Genomic DNA, 23,726 nt, shown 5'->3' on the forward strand with positions numbered 1-23,726 from the left:
CTACTTCGCCTGCTCGAGCTTGGCCGCCTTGGCGGGTTCATGCCACCAGATGTCGGGCGCGCCGACGCCATTGGCATAACGCGGCAGCTTTTGCGGGTGACCGAACTGATCCCAATAAGCCAGCCGGTGCGTCTTGTTGTACCATTGCGGCACCCAATAGCGGCCAGTGCGGAACAGGCGGTCGAAGGCGCGGCAGGCGATGGTTAATTCCTCGCGGCTGTCGGCCGCCATGATCTTTTCGATCATGGCGTCGATGGCCGGACTGGCGACGCCCGCGAGATTGTACGAGCCCTTGGTGTTCGCGACCTGCGAGGAGAAGAACGCGCGCATGGCATCGCCCGGCGTCGCCGACATGCTGAAACGCTGGATCGTCATGTCAAAGTCGAAATCCTCCACGCGCGAGCGATATTGCACGGCATCGACGAGGCGGAGACTCGCCTCGATGCCGAGCGTCCCCAAGTTCTTGATATACGGCGCGTGATGCGGCTGGAGCGAGGGCTCCTCCGCCAGGAATTCAATCTTGAACACCTCTCCGCTCGGCAGCATTCGCTTGCCGTCCTTGATCGGAAAGCCGGCTTCGTTGAGCAGCTGCTGCGACTTGCGCAAGAGAGCTCGATCCTGCCCCGATCCGTCGGAAACCGGCGGCGCGAAGGACGCAGCGAACACCTCGTCGGGAACCTGCCCGCGGAATGGCTCGAGCAGCTTCAGCTCTTCCGGCGACGGAGGGCCATTGCTAGCCATGAGATCGGAGTTCTGGAACGGTGACACCGTACGGGCATAGGCGCCGTACATGATGGTCTTGTTGGTCCATTCGAAGTCGAAAGCGTCGATCAGGGCCTCACGTACGCGGGGATCTCTGAATTTCTCGCGCCGGGTGTTGATGAACCAGCCCTGCGCGCCGGACGGCGTGTCGTCGGGCACGACCTCGAGCTTGACGCGGCCATCCTTCACGGCCGCGAAGTCGTATCGCGTCGCCCAGATGCGTGAGGTGAACTCTTCCCGGTAGAGATAGTTCTTGCCGGTAAACCCTTCGAAAGCGACGTCGCGGTCGCGATAGAACTCATAGCGCACGACATCGAAATTATAGGTACCGCGGCAGGGCGGCAGATCGGCAGCCCACCAGTCCTTCACCCGCTCATACTCGATATAGCGATTGACCTCGAACTTGCCGACCTTGTACGGACCGGAGCCCAGCGGGGTCTCCAGCGACGATTCATCGAACGGGCGAGACGCGTAGTAGGCCTTCGAGAAGATCGGCAGGCTGGCGGCATAGAGCGGTACGTCGCGCGCCCGGCCCTTGGCAAAGGTGACGACGAGCGTTGCATCGTCGACCGCCTCTGCGCTGACCATGTCGCGCAGCTGCACGAGGATCAGGGGATGTCCCTTGGTCTTCAGCGTCATCAGCGAAAACGCCGCATCATGCGCGGTGAGCTTCGTGCCGTCGTGGAATTTCGCCTCCGGCCGCATCGTGAAGCGGTAGACCAGCTTGTCCGGCGATATCTGCACGGATTTGGCGGCAAGCCCGTACATCGCATCAGGCTCGTCGCTTGCGCGCACCATCAGTGGCGCAAACGTCATGTCCATGCCCTGAGCGCCGTCGCCCTTCAGGATGAAGGCGTTGAGCGAGTTGAAGGTCTGGTAGGATTGGTTGTAGGCGCGCACCGACGGAATGAGTGAGAACGTCCCGCCTTTCGGCGCATCGACGTTGACGTAGTCGAAATGGTGGAAGTCGGCGGGATATTTGAGATCGCCGAACGCCGAGATACCGTGAGCCTCGATCCCCGCTTCCGATGCATGCGCTCCGCGCCACGGCTGCGCGCCCAGCGACATCCCGAGGGTGCCGCCGACACCGAGGGCCAGCACGTGGCGGCGTGACATCTGCGTCATGCGGGGAATGTCCTTCACGACTTCTTTGCGATCCGCGCCGCCTTCTCTGCGTCGTACCACCAGATGAACGGGAAGCCGGATTGGCCGTATTTCGGCATTTCCGTCGGCCGGCCGAAGCGATCCCAGCGTGCCGTCCGCACCTTGTTATAAGTCCATTGCGGCACGACGTAGTGATTCCACAGCAGCACGCGGTCGAGTGCCTTGGTGGCCGCGACGAGATCGTCCCGATCGGTAGCGTAGATGACCCGCTCGATCAGCTTGTCGATTGCGGGATTCTTGATGCCCGCAATGTTGCGCGAGCCGGCGATGTCAGCCGTCTTGGTCGACCAGAACTCGCGCTGCTCGTTGCCTGGCGACTGCGACTCGCCCCACGAGTTTGTGACGATGTCGAAATCCCACTCGCGCGTCCTGTTCTCGTACTGGGTCGGGTCGACCGTCCGCACGTTGACGGCAATGCCGAGCCGCTCCAGGGACGGCTTGTAGAACAGCGTGATCCGCTCGAAGCTCGGATCCGAGTTCAGCAGTTCGAGCGTGAACTGCGCGCCGGTCTTGACGTCGGTCAGCTTGCGGTCGCGCACCTCGTAGCCGGCCTCCTTGAACAGGCGCAGCGCCTCGCGCAGATTGTCGCGCACGGCTTCCGGACTGCCGCCGACCGGATTGGTGTAGGCCGTGGTGAAGACTTCGGGCGGCACCTGGGTGCGGACGGTCTCGAGGATCTCGAGCTCCTTGCCCTGCGGCAAGCCGGTTGCCATGAGCTCGTCGATGCCATCGAAATAGCTGCTGATGCGCTTGTACTGGCCGTAGAAGATCTGCTTGTTCATCTCCTCGAAGTCGAACGCGTAGTTAAGTGCACGCCGCACGCGGGGATCGCTGAACTTGCCGCGGCGCAGGTTCGGCACGAAAGCCTGCATGACACCTGAGCTGCGATTGGCGAATTCCTCGAGGATCACGCGCTTCTCACTCACGGCCGGGAAGTCGTAGGCGGTCGCCCAGTTCTTCGCACTGTTCTCGGTACGCCAGTCGACCTGGTCGGCCTTGAAGGCCTCGATCGCGACGGTGGCATCGCGGAAATATTCGTAGCGAAGCTCGTCGAAATTGTTGCGGCCAACATTGGCCGGCAAATCGCGGCCCCAATAATCCTTGACGCGCTCCATAGCGATCGACCGTCCGGCGACGAAATCCTTGATCTTGTAGGGACCGGAGCCGAGCGGCACCTCGAGCGTGGTGGCGGACACGTCCCGCTTGCGCCCCTGCGCGTCAGTCCCCTCCCACCAATGCTTCGGCAGGACGATGAGCTGCCCGACGATCTGCGGCAGCTCGCGATTTCCCGGCGCGTCGAACACGAACTTCACCTCGCGCTCGCTGACCTTCTCGGCCTTCACCACATGGCTGTAATAGGCCGAGTACATCGGATGGTGCTTCTTGAAGGACTCGAGCGAGAAGATCACGTCATCGGCGGTGACCGGCTTGCCGTCGTGCCATTTGGCCTGGGGCCGCAAGCGGTAGGTGACGAAGGAGAAATCGTCGGGGTGGCTGACGGCTTCGGCCAGCGCACCGTACTCGGTCGAGACCTCGTCGAGCGACTGCGTGAGGAGCGATTCATAGATGAAAGCGACGGCACCGGCGACCTGGCCCTTCACACCCGATACCACGATGTTGAGGTTGTCAAAGGTGCCGACGGCGATCTGGCGCGCGACGCCGCCCTTGGGCGCTTCCGGATTGACGTAGTCGAAGCGCTTGAAGTCGGCGGGGTACTTGACCTTTCCGAACAGCGACAAGGCATGGCGCCAGGGAAGCTCATTCGCCGATTGCGCCTCGGCACTGCCGACGACGGAAAGGCCCGCTACGGAACCGAGGGCGGGGAGCGCTGCGGCCGCAGTGCCGGTGAGCAGGAGATCACGTCGGGTGATGGCCAAATCAACATTCCTGTCTTGAAGGAGGCTACTCCTTTAAGTTCCCAATATAGGCGAGGTTTCGACCGAATATGTTGCTTTTTCCTCATCTTGGAAGGCCGGACGGCCCGTCGGATGCGGCCAAACGCCCCGATAAACTCACCGCGAGGCCCGGATAAGGAAACGGCCAGGCTTTTCAGCCTGGCCGCATGTTCCAAGATCGGGTTCTTGAGGCTTACTTCGACGCGGTCGGCAGCGGCTGAGGATGCTCTGACAGCGAATTCAGATAGGCAATGACATCGGCGCGCTCGGAATCCTTGGCAATACCGGCGAAGCCCATCGCAGTGCCCGGGATGAAGCCCTTCGGATTGGCAATGAACTTGTTGAGGTCGTCGAATGTCCAGGTCCCGCCCTTGCCCTTCATGGCAGCGGAGAAATTGAAGCCGCCGCGGCCCTCACCCCTCTTCTCGCCGACGACGCCATAGAGGTTCGGACCGACGCGATTCGGGCCACCCTTCTCGAAAGTGTGGCAGGCACCGCACTTCTTGGCGGCCGCCGCGCCCTTTTCGACGGAGGCGGTCTGGAGCAACTTTTCGATCGGCTCGGAGGCCGCGGCGGCAGCGCCGCCTTCCTTGCCGTGGCCGGCGTCTTCCTTCACGGCGATCTCGAAGCCCGGCTTTTCCGGCATCTTGGGCGAGAAAAGAGCCTGGGCGGTAAAGCTGGTCACCAAGAGAAAGAGACAGGTACCAAGCACGGCACCCATGATTTTATTGAGTTCGAAAGAGTCCATTTCCGGCCAGGCCCCACACCGCAAGAAGGATCGAGCGGCCGGGCGGCCGCCAGGACGAGCCTCGGGAGAATCAAACGTTCCTTATCGTTTCCCCGAGTTTTGCCATTGAGATATCGGTTTGCCCGGGGTCTGGCAACCCGTATAAGCGACCCGGCTTTCGGCCGTCCCCGCTCCATTTCTCGGCGCGGAAAACGCCCCGTTTTCAGGCTCTTGACCTCAGATCTCTAGACCCAATGATCGATCCTCGCATCCTGGTGCTGATCCCGGCCCGCATGGCCGCCACCCGCCTGCCCGGCAAGCCACTCGCCGACATCGCGGGATTGCCGATGATCGTGCACGTGCTGCGCCGCGCCGAGGCCGCAGGTATAGGCCGGGTCGCGGTCGCGACCGATACGCCCGAGATCGCTGCGGTCGTGGCGGCCCATGGCGGCGAGGCCGTGATGACCAGCCCGACACACCCCTCCGGCTCCGACCGCATCCACGAGGCCATGCAGAAGCTCGATCCGGACGGCAAGGCGGAGATCGTGGTCAATCTGCAGGGGGATTTCCCGACGATCACGATCGGCAACATCCGCGAGGTGCTGCCGCCCCTGCAAGACCCGGCCGTGGACATCGCGACGCTGGCCTCTCAGATCCACACCGAGGAGGAGGATCTCGCTCCGAGCGTCGTGAAGGCGATCGGAACCTCGCTCGGCGGCAGGCGCATGCGTGCACTTTATTTCACTCGCGCGACCGCGCCGACCGGCGACGGACCGCGTTACCACCATATCGGCCTCTACGCCTATCGCCGCGCGGCGCTGGAGCGTTACGTTTCGCTGCCACCCTCGCCGCTGGAATTGCAGGAGAAGCTCGAACAACTCCGGGCGCTCGAGGCGGGAATGCGCATCGACTTCACCATCGTCGACACCGTACCCCGCGGGGTCGACACGCCCGCGGACCTGGAAACCGCCCGCGGCATCCTTTCCAAATCCTGAGCCGCTGTTACAAGGCCGACCCAGGAGCATTTTAAGACATGAGCAAGATGAAGATCGCATTCCAGGGCGAGCCCGGGGCCAATTCCCACATCGCCATCGTCGAGGCCTATCCCGACGCCGAGCCGATGCCCTGCGCCACCTTCGAGGACGCGCTGTCGGCGATCTCCTCCGGCGAGGCCAATCTCGGCATGATCCCGATCGAGAATTCGGTCGCCGGCCGCGTCGCCGACATCCATCATCTCTTGCCGGCCTCCGGCCTCTTCATCGTCGGTGAATGGTTTTTGCCCGTCCGGCATCAGTTGATGGCGGTGAAGGGCACCAAGCTCGACGACATCAAGAGCGTCGAGAGCCATGTGCATGCGCTTGGCCAGTGCCGGCGCATCATCCGCAAGCTCGGCATCAAGCCCATCGTGCATGCCGACACCGCCGGCAGTGCTCGCGACATCTCCGAGCGCAAGGACAAGACGGTGGCCGCGATCGCCTCCCGTCTCGCCGCCAAGATCTACGGCCTCGACATCCTCGCCGAGGACATCGAGGACGAGGCGCACAACACCACGCGTTTCGTGGTGCTGGCGCGCGAGCCGAAATGGGCCGCGCAAGGCTCCGGCCCGCTGGTCACGACTTTTGTGTTCCGGGTGCGCAATTTGCCGGCCGCGCTCTACAAGGCGCTCGGCGGCTTTGCCACCAACGGCGTCAACATGACCAAGCTCGAGAGCTATATGGTCGACGGCAATTTCTTCGCCACGCAGTTCTACGCCGACGTCGACGGCCACCCTGAAGACAAGGGCCTCGCCTTCGCGATCGAGGAGCTGAAATTCTTCTCGCGCGAATTCCGCATCGTTGGTGTGTATCCCGGCCACCCCTTCCGCGCCACGTTCAACGAGGCGCAGCAGGATTGATCTCGTGTCCCGGACGCGCAAAGCGCGGGCCAGGACCCAGGAGCCACGCGACCCGGGGCTGCGATGGGCCCCGGCTCTGCAGCGCATCGCTGAAGAGCGTTGCGCTGCGTCCGGGGCACGGCAGCTCCTATACGGCCGCCGGCTTCACCAACCCGAACGCCTCCGCGAGCAGCGAATACGACTTCTTCCGCGCCTCGTGATTGTACACCGCCGTGATCACCATCAGCTCATCCGGCTTGCTCGCGTCGATCAGTGGCTGCAGTTTCTTCTGCACCGTCGCGGGGCTGCCGACGAACAGGCGGGAGCGATTGCGCAGGATCGAGGTGCGCTCGGAGTCGGAGTAAGGATAGGCCACCGCCTCCTCGACGCTCGGCAGCGGCAGATATTGACCGCGGTCGCGGCGCAGCCGGTTGAGGTCGAACGAGCTGGCGAGCCGTTCGGCCTCCTCGTCGGTATCGGCGGCGATGACGGCGATCGCGAGGATCGCGTGGGGCGTCGCACGCCAGGCCGAGGGCTGGAAGCGGTTGCGATAATGCACCATCGCATCGACCGCATCGTGGGACGCAAAATGATGCGCGAAGGCGAAGCCCATGCCGACCTGTGCGGCGAGCTCCGAGGAATAATCGCTGGAGCCGAGCAGCCAGACCGGCGGCAGTTTGGTGTCGTCGGGCATGGCGACGACGTTGTTGTAGGGATGCCCTGCGGGAAATTCGCGGGTCTCCCACAGAATCAGTTCGTGCAGCCGCTCCAGGAAATCGTCGCCCTCGCGGCGATCAAGTCGGCTGCGGAGCGCATAAGCGGTCGCTCCGTCGGTGCCGGGCGCCCGGCCAAGGCCGAGGTCGATGCGGCCGGGAAACAGCGCCTCCAGCATCTTGAAGCGCTCGGCCACCACCAGCGGCGCGTGATTGGGCAGCATCACCCCGCCGGAGCCGACGCGGATATGCTTCGTCACCGCCGCGATCTGGCCGATCATGACGTCGGGCGCTGGGCTCGCGACCGAGGCGAGGTTGTGGTGCTCGGCGAGCCAATACCGGACATAGCCGAGGCCATCGACATGGCGCGCCAGGTCGATGCTGTTGCGCAGAGCCGCGGCGGGCTTGGTGCCTGTGGTGACGACGGAGAGATCGAGGACGGAGAGCGGGATCATGGCGCGCTAACCTAGTGGAGGGCCGCGCGGCGACAATGGGGCGGCTGCGCAGATCTGACGTGTGCAGGCCGCGAGCCCGCGGCACCGGATCGAACCGAGATGGTGGGCTAAAGGCAACCATAGCAACATTGATTCCATTCTGCCCACCTATGCTGTCTGCCTCAGACAACCATCAAAACCTCTATAACCATTTGAAATAAGCAAATTATTATGAGGATACCGGCATCCCACTCAAGCCCTTAGACATTCAATAATTCCACCATTGCTGGCAGAAGTGGGCCATTTCCCATCATTGATGGGCTGTCGATCAAACCGCCTTTGCCCTATCATAGGCTTCCCAAGCTAGACCTGACCGTCGGCCGCCAGGATCTGGCGGCACATCTGGAGCGAGTGGTGCCATGACCGATCTGACGATTCCTGCCCGAGCCGACGGGCAAGACGGGCACCTGAAGCGGCCAGCGATCTCCTTCGAGTTCTTTCCGCCCAAGACGGAAGATATGGAACGCAATCTCTGGGAGACCATCAACCGGCTCGCCCCGCTCGACCCGAAATTCGTCTCGGTGACCTATGGCGCCGGCGGCTCGACCCGCGAGCGCACCCATTCGACCATCGCCCGCATCCTGAAGGAGACCGCGCTGCTGCCGGCGGCGCATCTGACCTGCGTCGGCGCCTCGCGCGGCGAGATCGACGAGATCGTCGATCGCTATCACGAGGTCGGTGTCCGCCACATCGTCGCCTTGCGCGGTGATCCCGCCGGCGGCATCGGCACGCCCTATTCCAGTCATCCCGACGGCTATCAGAGCTCCCCCGAGCTCATCGCCGGGATCAAGAAGCGACACGGCGATATCGAAGTGTCGGTGTCGGCCTATCCCGAGAAGCATCCTGAAGCGCGCGACTTCGATGACGACATCGACACGCTGAAGGCCAAGGTCGATGCCGGCGCGACGCGCGCGATCACCCAGGTGTTCTTCGACAACGACCTCTACTTCCGCTATCTCGACCGCGTCCGCGCCCGCGGCATCGACATCCCGATCGTGCCGGGCATCATGCCCATGCACAATTTCAAGCAGGCGAGAGCCTTCGTGACGCGCGCCGGCACCACCGTGCCCGACTGGTTCGCCGCGAAATTTGAAGGCCTCGATGACGACGCCGAGACCCGCAAGCTGGTGGCCGCAACCGTCGCGGCCGGCCAGGTGCAGAAGCTCGCCAAGCACGGCGTCGACACCTTCCATTTCTACACCATGAACCGCGCCGATCTCGTGTTCGCGATCAGCCATTTGCTCGGCATCCGTGCCAAGAGCGCTCAGAAGGCTGCGTAAGAGAAATGACCGTACCCGTTTCCGCCAAGCGAACTGCCCTGCTCAACGCCGCGCGCGAGCGAATTCTCGTGCTCGACGGCGCCATGGGCACGATGATTCAGAACCTGCAGTTCGACGAGGCTGCCTTCCGCGGCGAGCGCTTCAAGGACTTCCATCGCGACCTGCGCGGCAACAACGATTTGTTGATCCTGACCCAGCCGCAGGCAATCGAGGACATCCACGCGGCGTATTTGCGCGCGGGAGCCGACATCGTCGCGACCAATACCTTCTCCACGACCTCGATCGCGCAGGCCGATTACGACCTCACCGACATCGTCTACGAGATGGCGCGCGAAGGCGCCCGCCTCGCCGGCAATGCCGCGCGGCGCGTCGAGGCGGAGGACGGCAAGCCGCGTTTCGTCGCGGGCGCCATCGGCCCGACCAACCGCACCGCCTCGATCTCTCCCGACGTGTCCAATCCCGGCTACCGCGCCGTCACCTTCGACGATTTGCGCAAATCCTATGGCGAGCAGATCCGTGGCATGCTCGACGGCGGCGTCGACCTGCTGCTGGTCGAGACCATCTTCGACACGCTGAACGCCAAGGCGGCGCTCTATGCGATCGCCGAGATCACCGAAGAACGCGGCATCGACATGCCCGTGATGGTGTCGGGCACCATCACCGACAAATCCGGCCGCCTGCTGTCCGGCCAGATGCCGGAAGCGTTCTGGCATTCGGTGAGGCACGCAAAACCTGTCACCATCGGCTTCAACTGCGCGCTCGGCGCAGAAGATCTGCGCGCGCATATCGCCGATATCGGTCGTGTCGCCGACACGCTGGTGTGTGCCTATCCAAACGCCGGCCTGCCCAACGAGTTCGGCCAGTATGACGAGACGCCGGAATACATGGCGCGCCTCGTCGGCGAGTTCGCGCGCGACGGCCTCGTCAACATCGTCGGCGGCTGCTGCGGCACCACGCCGGACCATATCGCGGCGATTGCCGCCGCGGTCGCCCCGCACAAGCCGCGCATCGTGCCGGAGATCGCATCGCGCCTGCGGCTCTCCGGCCTCGAGCCCTTCATCCTGACCGACGCAATCCCGTTCGTGAACGTCGGCGAGCGCACCAACGTCACGGGCTCCGCCCGTTTCCGCAAGCTGATCACCGCCGGCGACTACACGGCGGCGCTGCAGGTCGCGCGCGACCAGGTCGAGAACGGCGCGGTAGTTATCGACGTCAACATGGACGAGGGCCTGCTCGACTCTGAAGCCGCGATGGTGACGTTCCTCAACCTCGTCGCCGCCGAGCCCGACATCGCCCGCGTCCCCGTGATGGTAGACTCCTCCAAGTTCTCGGTGATCGAGGCCGGCCTGAAGTGCGTGCAGGGCAAGCCGGTCGTCAACTCGATCTCGATGAAGGAAGGCGAGGAGAAGTTCATTCACGAGGCCAAGATCGCCCGCCGTCATGGCGCGGCTGTCGTCGTGATGGCGTTCGACGAGGTCGGCCAGGCCGACACGTTCGCGCGCAAGACCGAAATCTGCAAGCGCGCCTACGACATCCTGGTGAACAAGGTCGGCTTCCCGCCTGAAGACATCATCTTCGATCCCAACGTCTTCGCAATCGCGACCGGCATCGAGGAGCACAACAATTACGGCGTCGACTTCATCGAGGCGACGCGCTGGATCCGCCGGAACCTGCCTGGCGCGCACATCTCGGGCGGCGTCTCCAATCTGTCGTTCTCGTTCCGCGGCAACGAGCCGGTGCGCGAGGCCATGCACTCGGTGTTCCTGTATCACGCCATCAAGGCCGGCATGGACATGGGCATCGTCAATGCCGGCCAGATGATCGTCTATGACGACATCGATCCGGAGCTGCGGCAGGTGTGCGAGGACGTCGTCCTCAACCGCGATCCGGGCGCGTCCGAGCGCCTGCTGGCGCTGGCCGAGAAATTCCGCGGCAACAAGACCCAGGCCAAGGAGGCCGATCTCGCCTGGCGCGAATGGCCGGTGGAAAAGCGGCTGTCGCATTCGCTGGTGCATGGAATCACCGAGTTCATCGAGCAGGACACCGAAGAGGCGCGCAAGCAGTCCTCGCGTCCGCTCGACGTGATCGAGGGCCCGCTGATGGCCGGCATGAACGTGGTCGGCGACCTCTTCGGCGACGGCAAGATGTTCCTGCCGCAGGTGGTGAAATCCGCCCGCGTGATGAAGCAGGCGGTGGCCTGGCTGATGCCGTTCATGGAAGAAGAGAAGGCGCGCAACCTCGCCAACGGCGTCGGCACGGAAGGCTCCTCCTCCGCCGGCAAGATCGTGCTCGCGACCGTGAAGGGCGACGTCCACGACATCGGCAAGAACATCGTCGGCATCGTGCTCCAGTGCAACAATTTCGAGGTGATCGACCTCGGCGTGATGGTGCCCGCCGCCAAGATCGTCGAGACCGTGAAGGCGGAGAAGGCCGACATCGTCGGTCTCTCCGGCCTGATCACGCCCTCGCTCGATGAGATGGCGTTCTTCGCCGGCGAATTGCAGCGCGAGGGCCTCAAGCTGCCGCTGCTGATCGGCGGCGCCACCACGAGCCGCGTGCATACCGCCGTCAAGATCGACCCGAGCTATCGCGCCGGCCCCGTCGTGCATGTCAACGACGCCAGCCGCGCCGTCGGCGTTGCGTCCTCGCTGCTCTCGCCCGAGAAACGCGACGCCTATGCCGCCGAGGTACGTGCCGAATACGCCAAGATCTCGGACGCGCATCTGCGCGCGCAGGCCGACAAGAAGCGGCTGAAGCTGGAAGCCGCCCGCGCCAATCGCGTGCCGGTGGACTTTGCCAAGAACAGGCCGGTGAAGCCGACCTTCCTCGGCATCCGTAGCTTTGACGACTACGACCTCGCCGAGCTGGTCGATTGCATCGACTGGACGCCGTTCTTCCAGACCTGGGAGCTCGCGGGGCGCTTCCCCGCCATCCTCGACGACGCCAAGGTCGGCGAGGTCGCGCGCTCGCTCTACGATGACGCGCGCAAGATGCTCGACACCATCGTCAAGGAAAAATGGTTCCGGGCGCGCGCGACGATCGGCTTCTGGTCGGCGAATGCCGAAGGCGACGACATCGCGCTCTTTGCAGACGAGAGCCGCACGAAGAAGATCGCGACGCTGCACACGCTGCGCCAGCAGCTCGAGAAGCGCGAGGGCCGCTTCAACGCGGCGCTCGCCGACTTCGTCGCGCCTGCGGGCGTGCCCGACTATGTCGGCGGCTTCGTCGTGACGGCCGGCATCGGCGAGGACGCGGTCGCCGATCGCTTCAAGATGGCCAACGACGATTACTCCTCGATCCTGTGCAAGGCGCTGGCCGATCGGCTCGCGGAAGCCTTTGCCGAGCGCATGCATGCGCGCGTGCGCCGCGAGTTCTGGGCTTACGCGCCCGACGAGGCGCTCTCCAACGACGAGCTGATCCTCGAGAAGTATCAGGGCATCCGCCCCGCGCCGGGCTATCCTGCGCAGCCCGACCACACCGAGAAGGCGACGCTGTTCGAGCTGCTCGATGCGGAAGCGACCTGCGGCGTGAAGCTGACCGAGAGCTTTGCGATGTGGCCGGGCTCCAGCGTGTCCGGGCTCTATTTCGCCAGCCCCGAGAGCTATTATTTCGGCGTCGGCAAGATCGAGCGCGACCAGGTCGAGGACTACGCCGCGCGCAAGGGCATGAGCGTCGCGGAAGCCGAGCGCTGGCTCGCGCCGGTGCTGAACTACATCCCGTCGCGAGAGGACAGTGACAAGGCCTTTGCGGCAACGGCGGCGAACGACGAGACGTCGAAGGATCTCGCCTCGCATCCGCCGGGTTGCACCTGCGCGGTGCATCTGGTCTGGCAGAAGAAGCGCGCGGGCGCGGGATAGGCCCCGCTCTCGCTGCAAAACCAAAAATCTGAAAAACAACCCCATGCACAGTAGCGATGGGGTTGAAAAGATTGAGCGATTTCGGCCCCCCGAGGCCGCATTTGCAGCGTCGGGCAAAACACCTGTAATATTCCATCATCGCCCGCCGCGTCAGCACTCCGTCAGATGCCACATGCTCCGATCTCGTGTACCGGATGGGATACGACAAACATCCGGCCGGCGCGCGGGAGGGCGGCATTCGTAATCATCTGAAAATCCTGGGCTCCTGCCTCGTGATGATTGGCGGGATCTTCGTCTTGCATCATGCCGTCCCGCTCGATGCGGCGGTGGCCGAGGTTGCGCAGCAACCGTCCAAGTCAAATGATGCCAGCGGAACCATGCAAACCGTCACAAAGCTCCTCGCCCAACCCCGCTCGCCGTCGCGCGATGACCAGCTCTATTTGGCCGCGGTAGCCCTGTTCAATGCGATCGAGGCAGGCAAGGCGCCGGTCGAGAGTCGCGACACGCTGGCAAGGGCGCTGCATGAGGTCGCGCTCGGCGGGCACGCCAACGCCTGGGTCGACTATGGCCGCTGCCTCTGGAACGGCTGGGGCGTGCCGCGCGATCGCGACGCGGCGATCGCTGCCTACAAACGCGCGGCCGAACTCGGCTCGGATTACGGCGCCTATCTCACCGCCTATAATCTCTATTGGACGTTCAGGAAATATGACGACGCCTATGCTTACGCGCAGAAAGCGCTTGCAGGCGACGACCCCGATGGCGCCGTGCGCTACCTGCTGGGGCTGATGGCCTACAACGGTCGCGGCCAACCGAAGGACGTGGCCAAGAGCCTTGCATTGCATCTCGAAGCGGCGAAGCGCGGCAACGCCGATGCCTATTTCGAGCTGTTCGTCTATGCGATGCAAGGCATCGGTGACCGCGACAAGGCAGTGTTCTACCTAAAGCAGGCCGGACAACGCGACCAGCCGCGCGCCTCCGCCAATCTCGGCGCGCTCCATGCCACCGGGCAATTGCCCGGCATCGAGAAGGATCTCGGCGAGTCCATCCGCTGGTACAAGCGCGCCGCCGATCTCGGCGTCGGCCGCGCCGCCGCAGCGCTCGGCGTGATGGCGACGCGCGGCGAAGGGATGGCGAAGGACCCGGATGCCGCGGAGGCGTACTTCGATCGTGCCGAGGATTTGGGGTTTGAACTGGACGAGTATCTGCGGACGAACGGCGTGACGCGGAGGAAGTAGTCGCCCCGTCATTCCGGCCAAGGCGCGAACTCTGGATGACGGACTAAAGCGCGATGAATCGTCATCTCACTTTGGCTTGCTGCTCAAGTGTGATCTTTTCGAAAGACCGCTTCGCACTTTTCCGGCTCATGGTCTAGGAAACCCAAGCCCCACCCGCGATCCCCATCCTCCCCTGGAGGGGAGGATCGGTTCGCATGCAGCGTAGCGGAATGCGGACCGAGGTGGGGTGACGGTCTCTCCGCATTCAACAGCGCCCGTGTTGAGAGATCACCCCACCCCGCTCGCGCTTCGCGCGATCGACCCTCCCCCTCCAGGGGAGGGTAGGCGCATCACCCCTTCGGCGGGGACAGCGGCTGCACGATCTCCTTAAATGGCGGCAGTGCCTCGCAGCGCTCGGCATGCGCAGCCAGCGCCGGGTAACGCGACGCGTCGAACAGCTGCGGATGCGCCTCGCGGGTGAAGCGGACGACGCAAGCCACCGCGATGTCGGCGTGGCCGATGCGGCCGCCCAGCCAGTACGGCGTCGTCACCTTGGCGCGCTCGGCCTCCAGCACTTTCAGCACGTCGCCAATCTGCGCCTGGCAACGCTCGACCCACAGCGCGAGCTGCTCCTTCCGCAGCACGCGCTCATAGAGCAGGCTCACCGCCTTGTCGCCGAGACCGGAAGCGAGCGCGCAGATGCGCAAATGCTTCCGCCGCTCAGTGCCACTGCGGGGCAGCATCGCCTTCTCTGGCCCGACAAGTTCGTCGAGATAATCCAAAATGACCGTGCTCTCGATCAGCGCCTCGCCGTCGTCGAGCACCAAAGTCGGCACCCGCCGCAGCGGATTATAGGGCGCGATTTGGTCGGCATCGCCGAAGGTCGACCACGGCTTGTGGTCGAAGGCGAGCCCGTAAAGCCGCAGCGCAATCGCGACGCGGCGGACGAAGGGGGAATCATATTGGCCGATCAGGAACATGGTTCTTGCTCTTCCAAGCGGTTAGACACGGCGGGGCCGTCCAGTCTCCACGACCTGATCGGCGCGGCGCAAGAAATATCTCGGAAATGGAGCATTGCACCGGCTGCAACGTCGCCCGCGATGGCGCTGCGCGCTCAGAGGCCGTCCTGGATCGAGCGCTTGATCGCGGCAATCGCGGTCTCGTTGCGCTTGTACATCGTCCACTGCTTGATCCGCTTGGCGCGCACCAGCTTGGCGGCGGTCAGCACCCGCATGTGCTCGCTCACCGTCGGCGCGCTGACGCCGAGCTTCTCGGCGATCAGCAATCCGCAGACGCCATCCTCGACCAGGTCGCCATCGGCCTGCTCGCGAAAATGCTTCCGCGGATCCCGCAGCCATTCCAGGATCTGCAGGCGACGTTCGTTGGCGAGCGCGCGCAGGGCGACGGCAAACTTCATTTAGTCATTTTGCTAATTACCTAATTGATGTCAACTCTCCGATGCGCTATTCTGGACGGCATCATGACAGCGACAATGGACATCACACGGGAGCGGATTGCGGCGACCGAAGCGGTCATCCGTCCGCATATCAGGCGCACGCCCCTTCTTCGGGCCGATCTCGCCGATTTCGGCCTGCCGGCGGCGCCCCTCGCGTTCAAGCTCGAGATGCTGCAGCATTCCGGATCGTTCAAGGCGCGCGGCGCCTTCGCCAATCTGTTGCTGCGGCAGGTGCCGCAGGCCGGTGTCGTCGCCGCATCCGGCGGCAACCACGGCGCGGCCGTCGCCTATGCGGCGCAGCGGATCGGCATTCCCGCCACGATCTTCGTGCCCGACATCACCTCACCGGCGAAGGCCGAGCGGATCAGGGGTTATGGCGCCAAGCTCGTGATCGCGGGCAACCGCTACGCCGATGCGCTCGCTGCGAGCGAGGCGCATGTCGCCCAGACCGGCGCGCTTGCCGTCCATGCCTACGACCAGGCCGAAACCCTGCTCGGCCAGGGCAGCGTCGGACTGGAGCTGGATCAGGACGCGCCCGGCATCGACACACTGCTGGTGGCGGTCGGCGGCGGCGGGCTGATCGGCGGCATTGCGGCGTGGTTCGCGGGAAGGACGCGCATCGTTGCGGTCGAGCCGGAGCAATCGCCTACCCTGCACGCCGCGTTCGAAGCGGGCGCCCCAGTCGATGCGCCTGCCGGCGGTCTCGCCGCCGACAGCCTTGCGCCGCGGCGCGTCGGCGAACTGATGTTTCCGATCGCCCGCGCTCATGTGGAGCGCGTCGTCCTCGTCAGCGACGCTGCGATCCGGCAGGCCCAGGCCGCCCTGTGGTCATGCTTGCGTCTCGTCGCCGAGCCCGGCGGCGCAGCGGCATTTGCCGCGGTGCTCTCCGGCCGCTATCGTCCCTCACCCACCGAGCGCGTCGCGGTTCTGCTCTGCGGCGCCAACACCAATGCGGTGAATTTCGACAGTTGAGCGGGAATGACATGACGGCGCCACGCGGACTGATCCTGATATCGATCCTGCTGCCGATGATCGGGGCCGCCCACGCCCAGGATCGCCCGATCGGCTTTCTGACACCGTCGAAGAACATCGTCTGCCAGTTCTTCACCGATAACGGACAAGGTGTGCTCCGCTGCGACATCATGAACATGGAGAGCCGCCCGCGCCGTCCGGCCGATTGCGAGCTCGACTGGGGCCGTGCCTTCGAGATGAGCGCGAAGGGAGCCGCGGGGCGCATCTGCGCCGGTGACACCGTGATGGACGCCTCGCTGCCGGTGCTGGCCTATGGCGAAGTGTGGCAGCGCGGAGGATTCACGTGCCGGTCGGAGCAGACGGGGTTGACGTGTTTCAACGCGATGCAGCGGGGGTTTTCGCTGGCGAGGGCAGAACAGAGGTTGTTTTGAGGAGTAGTCTGCATGGAGTGCAGCGGAGTACGGGGACGCCGTCCCGGATTGCGCTGCGCTCCATCCGGGCTACAAGTGCTGCCACAAGTTCAGCCGTCATCCTGAGGCGCGAGCCTTGCGATGCGCGAGCAGCGCGAGGGGAGCCTCGAAGGATGGGCCACGGGCGCTTGCGGCCCATCCTTCGAGGCGCGCAAGAGCGCGCACCTCAGGATGACGACGAAGCGTGTGGTAGCGGACGATCTTAGCCGACATGAGCAAAGCGAGATGCGGCGACGCTCCCCTGATTGCGTTCGCCTCCGACCGGCGGCGGGCCAGCCGCTCATCTGGGTTACGCTCGCTCGCGCATCACTCAATGATCGGCACATGCTTCGCCGCCGTCCGCGGCGCCGTGCCGTCGAGGCGTGGATCGTCCGCCACCTCGATCTGGCGGCGGAAGGGGCGGAAGCCGGAGCGCTGGTAGAACGCGACGGCGGATGGATGATCGAGCGTGCAGGTGTGCACCCAGACGCGGCGGACGTCCCGCGACCAGGCGCGCTCCAGCGCGCGGTTCATCAGGAAGCGCGCGGCGCCAGTGCCGATCAGGGGAGCGGTGACGCCGAAATAGACCAGCTCGCACTGGCCGGGCTCGCGGAAGTCCAGTTCGAGCAGGCCTTCATCGCGGCCGTCCACCACCAGTGCGTAGACCTCGATATCAGGCGCGTGGATGGTTGCGGCGAGCTCCGTGTCGGTCATGCGGGCGCGCGAGAACCACAGCCAGTCCTCGCCGACGCGGCGGAAGAGATCGCGGTACCAAGGAAGCGTGGGGGTATCGACCTTGCGCAGGGTCCAGACGCCGGGGGGATCGTCGCGGCGCGCGGGCGGCGCGGTCATCTCCAGATGGGTGACGACGGCGGCGATCTTGCCGGCGGGCACGTCGGAATAGCCGTCGGGGAGGATCATGCTTTGTTACCTGGCTTCAAAGCGCGAGACTGCAGAGCTTACGCTGAACACTTCATCGTCGTTCCGGACAAGCGCGCCTTAAGTGCGCGCTGGATCCGGGACGTCCGCGCGAGCGCTTGCGCTCGTCGCGATAACCACAGGAAGTGGTTTGGCGACGATCGATCGTTCGGGATTGGCTCCGCCTGCCATCGACAACCTCGCGGTATGGGTCCCTGCGCCCGTGCGCAATTGCGCACTAGGCAGGGACGACGATTTGGATGGTGGCGTATCAGCCCTCCCCCTCATCGCTCGCCAGCACGCCCTTCACCGCCCTCGCCCAGCCCGCGAGCTTCCGCTCACGCGTCGCCTGGCTCATGTTCGGCTTGAAGCGGTGCTCGAGGCGCCAGTTGTCGGCGAACTTTGTGGGCTCGGGATAGACGCCGGCCTGGAGGCCGGCGAGGTAGGCGGCGCCCAGCGCGGTGGTCTCCTGGATCACGGGGCGATCGACCGGCGCGTCCAGCAAATCGGCGAGGCGCTGCATGGTCCAGTCGGAGGCGGTCATGCCGCCGTCGACGCGGAGCACGACGCTGGCGGTTTCCGAGCTTGGCCAGTCGGCGCGCATCGCGGCCCAGAGGTCAAAAGTCTGGTAGCAGACGCTTTCGAGCGCGGCATGGGCAAGCTCCGCGGGGCCGGTGTTGCGGGTGAGGCCGAACAGGGCGCCGCGAACGCGCGGATTCCAATAGGGCGCGCCCATGCCGACGAAGGCCGGAACGAGATAGACGCTCTGCATGGAGTCGGACTGATCGGCGAGCGGGCCGGTCTCGGCGGCGTGCTTGATGATGCCGAGGCCGTCGCGCAGCCATTGCACCGCTGAGCCGGCGACGAAGATCGAGCCTTCGAGCGCGTAAGTGCGTTTGCCATCGAGCTGGTAGGCGACGGTGGTGAGCAGCTTGTTCTTGGAGACGACCGGCGTGGTGCCGGTGTTGAGCAGCGCGAAGCAACCCGTGCCGTAGGTCGACTTCATCATGCCCGGGCGGAAGCAGGCCTGACCGATGGTGGCGGCCTGCTGGTCGCCGGCGATGCCTGAGATCGCAATCGCGCCGCCGAACAGATCGGGCGTGCTTTCGCCAAAGCGCGCGGAGGAATCCTTCACCTCGGGCAGCATCGAGCGCGGCACGCCGATGATCTCCAGCAGTTCGTCGTCCCATTGGCCGGTGTGGATGTTGAACAGCAGCGTGCGTGAGGCGTTGGTGGCGTCGGTGGCGTGCACCTTGCCGCCGGTGAGGCGCCAGAGCAGATAGCAGTCGACCGTGCCGAACATCAGTTCGCCGCGCGCGGCGCGCGCCCGGGCGCCGGGGACGTGGTCGAGGATCCAGGCGACCTTGGTGCCGGAGAAATAGGGATCGATGATCAGCCCGGTCTTCTGCGAGATCACGGGCTCGCGGCCGTCGGCCTTGAGTTTGGCGCAGATGTCGGCGGTGCGGCGGTCCTGCCAGACGATGGCGCGATGCACGGCCTGCCCGGTGGCGCGGTCCCACACCACGGTGGTCTCGCGTTGATTGGTGATGCCGATCGCCGCGATGTCCTTCGCGGTGATGCCGGCCTGCTCGATCGCCTCGCGGCAGACCATCACCGTCGAGGTCCAGATGTCCTCGGGCTCGTGCTCGACCCAGCCCGAGGCCGGAAAATGCTGCGGAAACTCCTGCTGCGCCTTCGCCGCGATGGATATGTCGCCGCGAAACACGATCGCGCGCGAGGAGGTGGTGCCCTGGTCGATGGCGAGGACGAAAGACATGGCGGCTTACCCTTGGCGTTTCCCCGGAGGGGATCATTGTGTCGCGCCAAAGGGAGCGGATTGGAGGCGGAAGGTCAAGGTTGGTCTCCTCTTACCCTCCCCTGGAGGGGGAGGGTCGGCTCACATTGAGCGCAGCGAAATGCGAGACGGGGTGGGGTGACGGTCTCGCCTCATCGAACACTGCCCGAGTGGAGAGATCACCCCACCCCGCTCGCGCTACGCGCGATCGACCCTCCCCCTCCAGGGGAGGGTAAGAAAGAGCGCAGCTCGATTCAGGTTGACCTTTTTCGCTTGCGCCGGTGCTCAAGGTGCATGGCGCGCTTCGCGCGATCCGTACAGCTCGACATAAATCCGTTCGAGCACTGCCGTCAGGTCGCTCCCGATCTCAGAATTCCAGAATCGGATGACTCGATAGCCTTCGTTCTCGAGCCAACCTTGACGCGCGAGATCGCGGGCAGCCGTATCGTCTTCATTGCCGCTTGGCCGGACAGAAGAAGTCAACGACGTAGGGGCCGATCGGCGCTTGTCGGCGGAAGTGCGATCCGTCCATCGGGAGGTCTTTGAGGGCGCGCCACAAGGCTCGCTCGTGCGGCGTGGTGTTCGCCCTCAGCTTCTTCGCGGCGGCGCGTCGGATTGATGTTGAGACCATTGCCGTGGCCTCACCCCACCCCGCTCGCGCTGAGCGCGAGCGACCCACGGGCGAGCTACGCTCGTCCCGGACCCCTCCAGGGGAGAGTGAAGTGAAGCGCCGCTTCACTACAATTGCAAGTCGTTGAAAGGCTACACCGCAGCCGTGGTGACGCCGCCGTCGATGACGATGGTCTGGCCAGTCATGAAGCTCGAGGCATCGGAAGCCAGATACGCCACTGCGCCGGCGATTTCGTCGGGTTCGCCGATGCGGCGCAGCGGCGTGGTGGCGGTGCGGCGCTTCAGCATGGCTTCGTCTTCCCACAGCGCGCGGGCGAAATCGGTTTTGACGAGGCCGGGCGCGATGCAGTTGACGCGGACGCCTTTCGGGCCCCACTCACCGGCGAGCGAACGGCACAGCGCGAAATCGGCCGCTTTGGAGATGCCGTAGGCGCCGATCACGGTGGAACCGCGCAAGCCCCCGATCGAGGAGATGATGACGACGGAGCCGTTGCCACGCTCGGCCATTTGCGGAATCGCGAGCGCGGAGAGCCAGATGTTGCTCTTGACGTTCGAGCCCATGATCTTGTCGAAGGCCTCGTCAGTGATGTCGAGCAGCGGGCCGTAATAGGGATTCACCGCGGCATTGCAGACGAGGATGTCGATCTTGCCGTAATGCATGGTCGCGCCCGCGATCAGCGCCTCGACCTCGGCCTTGCGCGCGATGTTGCAGGGGATGACGGTGGCCTCGCCGCCGGCCGCAATGATGCCGTCGACGACCTCTCGGCAGGCGTCGGCTTTGCGCGAGGAGACCACGACCTTGGCGCCGAGTTTCGCCAGCAGTTCGGCGGAAGAGCGGCCGATGCCGCGGCTGGAGCCGGTGACCACGGCGACCTTGCCGGTGAGATCGAACGGGGTGTTTTTCATTGTTGTTGCCTCCGTTGATTGAACTTGCTCGGTGTCATCGTCCGGCTTGGCCGGGCGATCCAGTATTCCAGAGGCGGCGCGGCTTGAATCGAGAAGCCGCGGCGTACTGGATCCCCCGCTTTCGCGGGGGATGACAGTCGTTGCTTGGCCTCAGATCAACCCGCCACCATCGGCGACGCGGCGCTGGTGGTAATCGGTGTCGCCGAACGAGTTCTCGATCATGGTGAGGCGCTTGAAGTAGTGGCCGATCTTCGCCTCCATGGTCATGCCGATGCCGCCGTGGAGCTGGATGGCCTGCTGTCCGACGAATTTCAGCGACTTGCCGATCTGCACCTTGGCCGCGGCGATGGCGTTGGAGCGCTCCTTGGCGTTCTCGAAATCGTTCGCCATGGTCGCGAACATCGACATCGAGCGCGCCTGCTCGGCCGCCACGAACATGTCGGACGCCCGGTGCTGCAGCGACTGGAACGAGCCGATCGCGACGCCGAACTGCTTTCGGGTCTTGATGTACTCGACCGTGGTCTTGAGCGATTCGTCCATCAAGCCGACCGCCTCGGCGCAGAGCGCGACGCGAGCTTCATCGACGACGCGCTCGACCAGCGCCAGCGAATCCTCGGGATTGCCGAGCACGGCATCGGGGCCGATTTCGACACCGGTGAGCGTGATGTCGGCGGCGTGCAGGCCGTCCTGGGTCGGGTAGGACTTCCTGGTCACGCCCTTGGCATTCGCCGGCACCAGGAACACGCCGATGCCGTTTCTGTCGCGGCGCTCGCCCTTGGTGCGCGCGGTGACGATCAAGGTGTCGGCATTCTCGCCGTTGAGCACGACGAATTTTTCGCCGTCGATGACCCAGCCGTCGCCCTTCTTCTTCGCCGTGGTCGAGACGTCGAAGAGATCGTAGCGCGAGTTCTTCTCGAGCTGGGCGAACGCGAGCGTCTTGCTGCCGTCGATGATCCCGGGCACGTGCGCGGCCTTCTGCGCGTCGGTGCCGGCATGGCGCAGGAAGCCGCCGCCGATCACGACCGTTGCCAGATACGGCTCGAGCACCAGCGCCTTGCCGAGCGCCTCCATCACGATCATGGTCTCGACGCCGCCGCCGCCGAAGCCGCCATCGGCCTCGCTGAAGGGCAGGCCGAGCAGGCCCTGCTCGGCAAGCTTGAGCCAGACGGTTTTGCTCCAGCCGCCCTTCTCCTTCATGTACTTCTTGCGCTGCTCGAAATCGTAGGAGTCGGTCAGCAGGCCGTCGATGCTTTCCTTGAGAAGCCGCTGCTCCTCGTTCAGATCAAAATCCATGTTGTTTGGTTCCTCGTACCCGGAATTTTGCTTCGTCATTCCGGGACACGCGCGATAGCGCGGGGACCCGGAATCCAGAGATTGTGGCGCGAGATTCCGGGTTCGCGCTGACGCGCGCCCCGGAATGACATTAGAGCCCCAGCACCGCCTTGGCGATGATGTTGCGCTGGATCTCGTTGGAGCCGCCGTAGATCGAGACCTTGCGGTTGTTGAAGTAGCTCGGCGCGATCTGGGCGGTCCAGTCCATGGCTTCGTTCGAGCCGTCGTCGCCATGCACGTCGTAGGGCGCGGCGAACGGGCCGATTACTTCCATCAGCAGCTCGGTGGTGGTCTGCTGGATCTCGGAGCCCTTGATCTTGAGCACCGAGGAGGCCGGATTGGGCTTGCCCTTGCCGTGCTTGCCTTCGTCGGCGACGACGCGCAATTGAGTCAGCTCGAGCGCCTTCAGCTCGATCTCGCAGGCGGCGAGCTTCTCGCGGAAAGCGGCGTCCTGGATGATCGGCTTGCCGCCGGATTCGACCTTGCCGGCGAGATCGCGGATGCGGCGCAGCCGCTCCTTGGAGACGCCGACGCGGGCGATGCCGGTGCGCTCATTGCCGAGCAGGAATTTGGCGTAATCCCAGCCCTTGTTCTCCTCGCCGATCAGGTTCTCGTAGGGCACCTCGACGTCGTCGAAGAACACTTCGTTGACCTCGACGCCGCCGTCGATGGTCTGGATCGGGCGCACCGTGACGCCTTTCGACTTCATCGAGAACACGATGAAGGAGATGCCCATCTGCTTCTTGGCGCCGGGATCGGTGCGGCAGAGGCAGAAGATCATGTCGGCGTGCTGGGCGAGCGTAGTCCAGGTCTTCTGGCCGTTGATGATCCACTTGTCGCCCTTGCGCTCTGCCTTGGTCTTGAGCGAGGCAAGGTCGGAGCCCGAACCCGGCTCGGAGAAGCCCTGGCACCACCAATCATCGACATTGGCGATGCGCGGCAGATATTGCTTCTTCTGCTCCTCGTTGCCGAAGGTGTAGATGACGGGGCCGACCATGCTGACGCCGAAGGCGAGCGGCTGCGGCGCCGGATAGGACTGCAGCTCCTCGTTGAAGATGTAGTGCTGCACGCTGGTCCAGCCGGTGCCGCCATATTGCTTGGGCCAGTGGCTGACGCCCCAGCCCTTCTTGTTGAGAATGCGCCACCACGTCACCATCTCGTCCTTGCTGAGATGACGCCCCTCGACCATCTTGCGCCGCGTATCCGGCGGCACGTTGTCGCGGAAGAACTGCCGCACTTCCTCGCGAAACGCCTGCTCTTCTTTCGTGAATGCGAGATCCATCGGATCC

At 64.5% G+C, this 23,726-nt stretch carries 20 protein-coding genes; 7 read left to right on the forward strand and 13 right to left on the reverse strand.

The genetic code is table 11. The annotated features are described in order from the left end of the window. The 3 genes from GGD66_RS35990 to GGD66_RS36000 all read right to left on the reverse strand — a co-directional run bounded on the left by GGD66_RS35990 (window position 1) and on the right by GGD66_RS36000 (window position 4,569). On the reverse strand, window positions 1-1,887 hold the full coding sequence (locus tag GGD66_RS35990) for an extracellular solute-binding protein (RefSeq protein WP_092254359.1): 1,887 nt from the start codon (window positions 1,885-1,887) through the stop codon (window positions 1-3). A gap of 14 nt (window positions 1,888-1,901) precedes the next feature. Beyond that, the gene (locus tag GGD66_RS35995; protein WP_092254357.1) at window positions 1,902-3,803 is read right to left on the reverse strand and encodes an extracellular solute-binding protein; all 1,902 of its coding nucleotides are present in this window, start codon (window positions 3,801-3,803) and stop codon (window positions 1,902-1,904) included. Window positions 3,804-4,014: 211 nt separating this feature from the next. Beyond that, window positions 4,015-4,569, reverse strand: a complete 555-nt coding sequence (locus tag GGD66_RS36000) for a cytochrome c family protein (protein WP_092254355.1) — start codon at window positions 4,567-4,569, stop codon at window positions 4,015-4,017. A 233-nt stretch (window positions 4,570-4,802) separates the two neighbouring features. Between GGD66_RS36000 and GGD66_RS36005 the strand changes: the two genes are divergently transcribed. Together GGD66_RS36005 and GGD66_RS36010 are read left to right on the forward strand one after the other, a co-directional pair. Further along, on the forward strand, window positions 4,803-5,543 hold the full coding sequence (locus GGD66_RS36005) for a 3-deoxy-manno-octulosonate cytidylyltransferase (RefSeq protein WP_183261428.1): 741 nt from the start codon (window positions 4,803-4,805) through the stop codon (window positions 5,541-5,543). A 38-nt stretch (window positions 5,544-5,581) separates the two neighbouring features. After that, window positions 5,582-6,442, forward strand: a complete 861-nt coding sequence (locus GGD66_RS36010) for a prephenate dehydratase (protein WP_183261430.1) — start codon at window positions 5,582-5,584, stop codon at window positions 6,440-6,442. A gap of 127 nt (window positions 6,443-6,569) precedes the next feature. Here the strand turns inward: GGD66_RS36010 and GGD66_RS36015 are convergent, their stop codons facing one another. Next, window positions 6,570-7,589, reverse strand: a complete 1,020-nt coding sequence (locus GGD66_RS36015) for an LLM class flavin-dependent oxidoreductase (protein WP_183261432.1) — start codon at window positions 7,587-7,589, stop codon at window positions 6,570-6,572. Window positions 7,590-7,987: 398 nt separating this feature from the next. Here GGD66_RS36015 and metF point away from each other — a divergent pair, with 398 nt between their 5' ends. The 3 genes from metF (at window position 7,988) to GGD66_RS36030 (ending at window position 14,000) form a co-directional block, all read left to right on the forward strand. Next, complete coding sequence (gene metF / locus GGD66_RS36020) at window positions 7,988-8,908, forward strand: methylenetetrahydrofolate reductase [NAD(P)H] (RefSeq protein ID WP_092254352.1); 921 nt, start codon at window positions 7,988-7,990, stop codon at window positions 8,906-8,908. Window positions 8,909-8,913: 5 nt separating this feature from the next. After that, entirely contained in the window at window positions 8,914-12,765 is a 3,852-nt protein-coding gene (metH, locus tag GGD66_RS36025) for a methionine synthase (protein ID WP_183261434.1), read from the forward strand. Window positions 12,766-12,959: 194 nt separating this feature from the next. Next, on the forward strand, window positions 12,960-14,000 hold the full coding sequence (locus GGD66_RS36030; protein ID WP_183261436.1) for a tetratricopeptide repeat protein: 1,041 nt from the start codon (window positions 12,960-12,962) through the stop codon (window positions 13,998-14,000). Window positions 14,001-14,329: 329 nt separating this feature from the next. Here the strand turns inward: GGD66_RS36030 and GGD66_RS36035 are convergent, their stop codons facing one another. Together GGD66_RS36035 and GGD66_RS36040 are read right to left on the reverse strand one after the other, a co-directional pair. After that, the gene (locus GGD66_RS36035) at window positions 14,330-14,959 is read right to left on the reverse strand and encodes a glutathione S-transferase family protein (protein WP_092254347.1); all 630 of its coding nucleotides are present in this window, start codon (window positions 14,957-14,959) and stop codon (window positions 14,330-14,332) included. A 134-nt stretch (window positions 14,960-15,093) separates the two neighbouring features. Next, window positions 15,094-15,396, reverse strand: coding sequence for a helix-turn-helix transcriptional regulator (locus tag GGD66_RS36040; RefSeq protein ID WP_018318809.1), 303 nt, complete (start codon window positions 15,394-15,396; stop codon window positions 15,094-15,096). 27 nt (window positions 15,397-15,423) lie between these two features. Here GGD66_RS36040 and GGD66_RS36045 point away from each other — a divergent pair, with 27 nt between their 5' ends. Together GGD66_RS36045 and GGD66_RS36050 are read left to right on the forward strand one after the other, a co-directional pair. Then, window positions 15,424-16,407: a threonine/serine dehydratase gene (locus GGD66_RS36045; RefSeq protein ID WP_183261438.1), complete on the forward strand. Its 984-nt coding sequence runs from the start codon at window positions 15,424-15,426 to the stop codon at window positions 16,405-16,407. A gap of 11 nt (window positions 16,408-16,418) precedes the next feature. Then, window positions 16,419-16,838 carry a DUF6636 domain-containing protein gene (locus GGD66_RS36050; protein WP_183261440.1) on the forward strand — a complete coding sequence of 140 codons (420 nt, stop codon included), beginning with the start codon at window positions 16,419-16,421 and terminating at the stop codon, window positions 16,836-16,838. A gap of 345 nt (window positions 16,839-17,183) precedes the next feature. Here the strand turns inward: GGD66_RS36050 and GGD66_RS36055 are convergent, their stop codons facing one another. The 7 genes from GGD66_RS36055 to pimC all read right to left on the reverse strand — a co-directional run bounded on the left by GGD66_RS36055 (window position 17,184) and on the right by pimC (window position 23,719). Continuing rightward, window positions 17,184-17,777, reverse strand: coding sequence for a GNAT family N-acetyltransferase (locus GGD66_RS36055; RefSeq protein ID WP_183261443.1), 594 nt, complete (start codon window positions 17,775-17,777; stop codon window positions 17,184-17,186). A 268-nt stretch (window positions 17,778-18,045) separates the two neighbouring features. After that, window positions 18,046-19,551 (reverse strand): glycerol kinase GlpK, encoded by a 1,506-nt coding sequence (gene glpK / locus GGD66_RS36060; protein ID WP_092254339.1) that lies wholly within the window; start codon window positions 19,549-19,551, stop codon window positions 18,046-18,048. A gap of 303 nt (window positions 19,552-19,854) precedes the next feature. After that, the gene (locus GGD66_RS42105) at window positions 19,855-20,052 is read right to left on the reverse strand and encodes a DUF559 domain-containing protein (RefSeq protein ID WP_283814511.1); all 198 of its coding nucleotides are present in this window, start codon (window positions 20,050-20,052) and stop codon (window positions 19,855-19,857) included. Next, the gene (locus GGD66_RS42110) at window positions 20,021-20,200 is read right to left on the reverse strand and encodes an endonuclease domain-containing protein (protein ID WP_283814512.1); all 180 of its coding nucleotides are present in this window, start codon (window positions 20,198-20,200) and stop codon (window positions 20,021-20,023) included. The genes GGD66_RS42105 and GGD66_RS42110 overlap by 32 nt, the downstream gene beginning before the upstream one ends. Window positions 20,201-20,331: 131 nt before the next feature. Beyond that, window positions 20,332-21,105, reverse strand: coding sequence for an SDR family NAD(P)-dependent oxidoreductase (locus GGD66_RS36070; protein ID WP_183261445.1), 774 nt, complete (start codon window positions 21,103-21,105; stop codon window positions 20,332-20,334). A 150-nt stretch (window positions 21,106-21,255) separates the two neighbouring features. Next, window positions 21,256-22,398: a pimeloyl-CoA dehydrogenase small subunit gene (gene pimD, locus GGD66_RS36075; protein WP_183261447.1), complete on the reverse strand. Its 1,143-nt coding sequence runs from the start codon at window positions 22,396-22,398 to the stop codon at window positions 21,256-21,258. Between the two features lie 130 nt (window positions 22,399-22,528). Next, a complete protein-coding gene (pimC, locus tag GGD66_RS36080; protein ID WP_018318818.1) occupies window positions 22,529-23,719 on the reverse strand; it encodes a pimeloyl-CoA dehydrogenase large subunit in 1,191 nt (396 codons plus the stop codon). Window positions 23,720-23,726: the final 7 nt, after the last annotated feature.

The sequence above is a fragment of the Bradyrhizobium sp. CIR48 genome, assembly GCF_014198315.1.
Lineage (GTDB): Bacteria > Pseudomonadota > Alphaproteobacteria > Rhizobiales > Xanthobacteraceae > Bradyrhizobium.

What these genes read in the sequence shown, in the direction of transcription:
- GGD66_RS36040 (WP_018318809.1), bottom strand. Translation starts at nt 15,396, where the DNA reads ATGAAGTTTGCCGTCGCCCTGCGCGCGCTCGCCAACGAACGTCGCCTG.
- GGD66_RS36030 (WP_183261436.1), top strand. Translation starts at nt 12,960, where the DNA reads ATGGGATACGACAAACATCCGGCCGGCGCGCGGGAGGGCGGCATTCGT.
- GGD66_RS36015 (WP_183261432.1), bottom strand. Translation starts at nt 7,589, where the DNA reads ATGATCCCGCTCTCCGTCCTCGATCTCTCCGTCGTCACCACAGGCACC.
- pimC (WP_018318818.1), bottom strand. Translation starts at nt 23,719, where the DNA reads ATGGATCTCGCATTCACGAAAGAAGAGCAGGCGTTTCGCGAGGAAGTG.
- metF (WP_092254352.1), top strand. Translation starts at nt 7,988, where the DNA reads ATGACCGATCTGACGATTCCTGCCCGAGCCGACGGGCAAGACGGGCAC.
- GGD66_RS36005 (WP_183261428.1), top strand. Translation starts at nt 4,803, where the DNA reads ATGATCGATCCTCGCATCCTGGTGCTGATCCCGGCCCGCATGGCCGCC.
- GGD66_RS36010 (WP_183261430.1), top strand. Translation starts at nt 5,582, where the DNA reads ATGAGCAAGATGAAGATCGCATTCCAGGGCGAGCCCGGGGCCAATTCC.
- GGD66_RS36050 (WP_183261440.1), top strand. Translation starts at nt 16,419, where the DNA reads ATGACGGCGCCACGCGGACTGATCCTGATATCGATCCTGCTGCCGATG.
- GGD66_RS35990 (WP_092254359.1), bottom strand. Translation starts at nt 1,887, where the DNA reads ATGACGCAGATGTCACGCCGCCACGTGCTGGCCCTCGGTGTCGGCGGC.
- pimD (WP_183261447.1), bottom strand. Translation starts at nt 22,398, where the DNA reads ATGGATTTTGATCTGAACGAGGAGCAGCGGCTTCTCAAGGAAAGCATC.
- glpK (WP_092254339.1), bottom strand. Translation starts at nt 19,551, where the DNA reads ATGTCTTTCGTCCTCGCCATCGACCAGGGCACCACCTCCTCGCGCGCG.
- GGD66_RS36055 (WP_183261443.1), bottom strand. Translation starts at nt 17,777, where the DNA reads ATGATCCTCCCCGACGGCTATTCCGACGTGCCCGCCGGCAAGATCGCC.
- GGD66_RS36070 (WP_183261445.1), bottom strand. Translation starts at nt 21,105, where the DNA reads ATGAAAAACACCCCGTTCGATCTCACCGGCAAGGTCGCCGTGGTCACC.
- GGD66_RS36045 (WP_183261438.1), top strand. Translation starts at nt 15,424, where the DNA reads ATGTCAACTCTCCGATGCGCTATTCTGGACGGCATCATGACAGCGACA.
- metH (WP_183261434.1), top strand. Translation starts at nt 8,914, where the DNA reads ATGACCGTACCCGTTTCCGCCAAGCGAACTGCCCTGCTCAACGCCGCG.
- GGD66_RS36000 (WP_092254355.1), bottom strand. Translation starts at nt 4,569, where the DNA reads ATGGACTCTTTCGAACTCAATAAAATCATGGGTGCCGTGCTTGGTACC.
- GGD66_RS36035 (WP_092254347.1), bottom strand. Translation starts at nt 14,959, where the DNA reads ATGTTCCTGATCGGCCAATATGATTCCCCCTTCGTCCGCCGCGTCGCG.
- GGD66_RS42110 (WP_283814512.1), bottom strand. Translation starts at nt 20,200, where the DNA reads ATGGTCTCAACATCAATCCGACGCGCCGCCGCGAAGAAGCTGAGGGCG.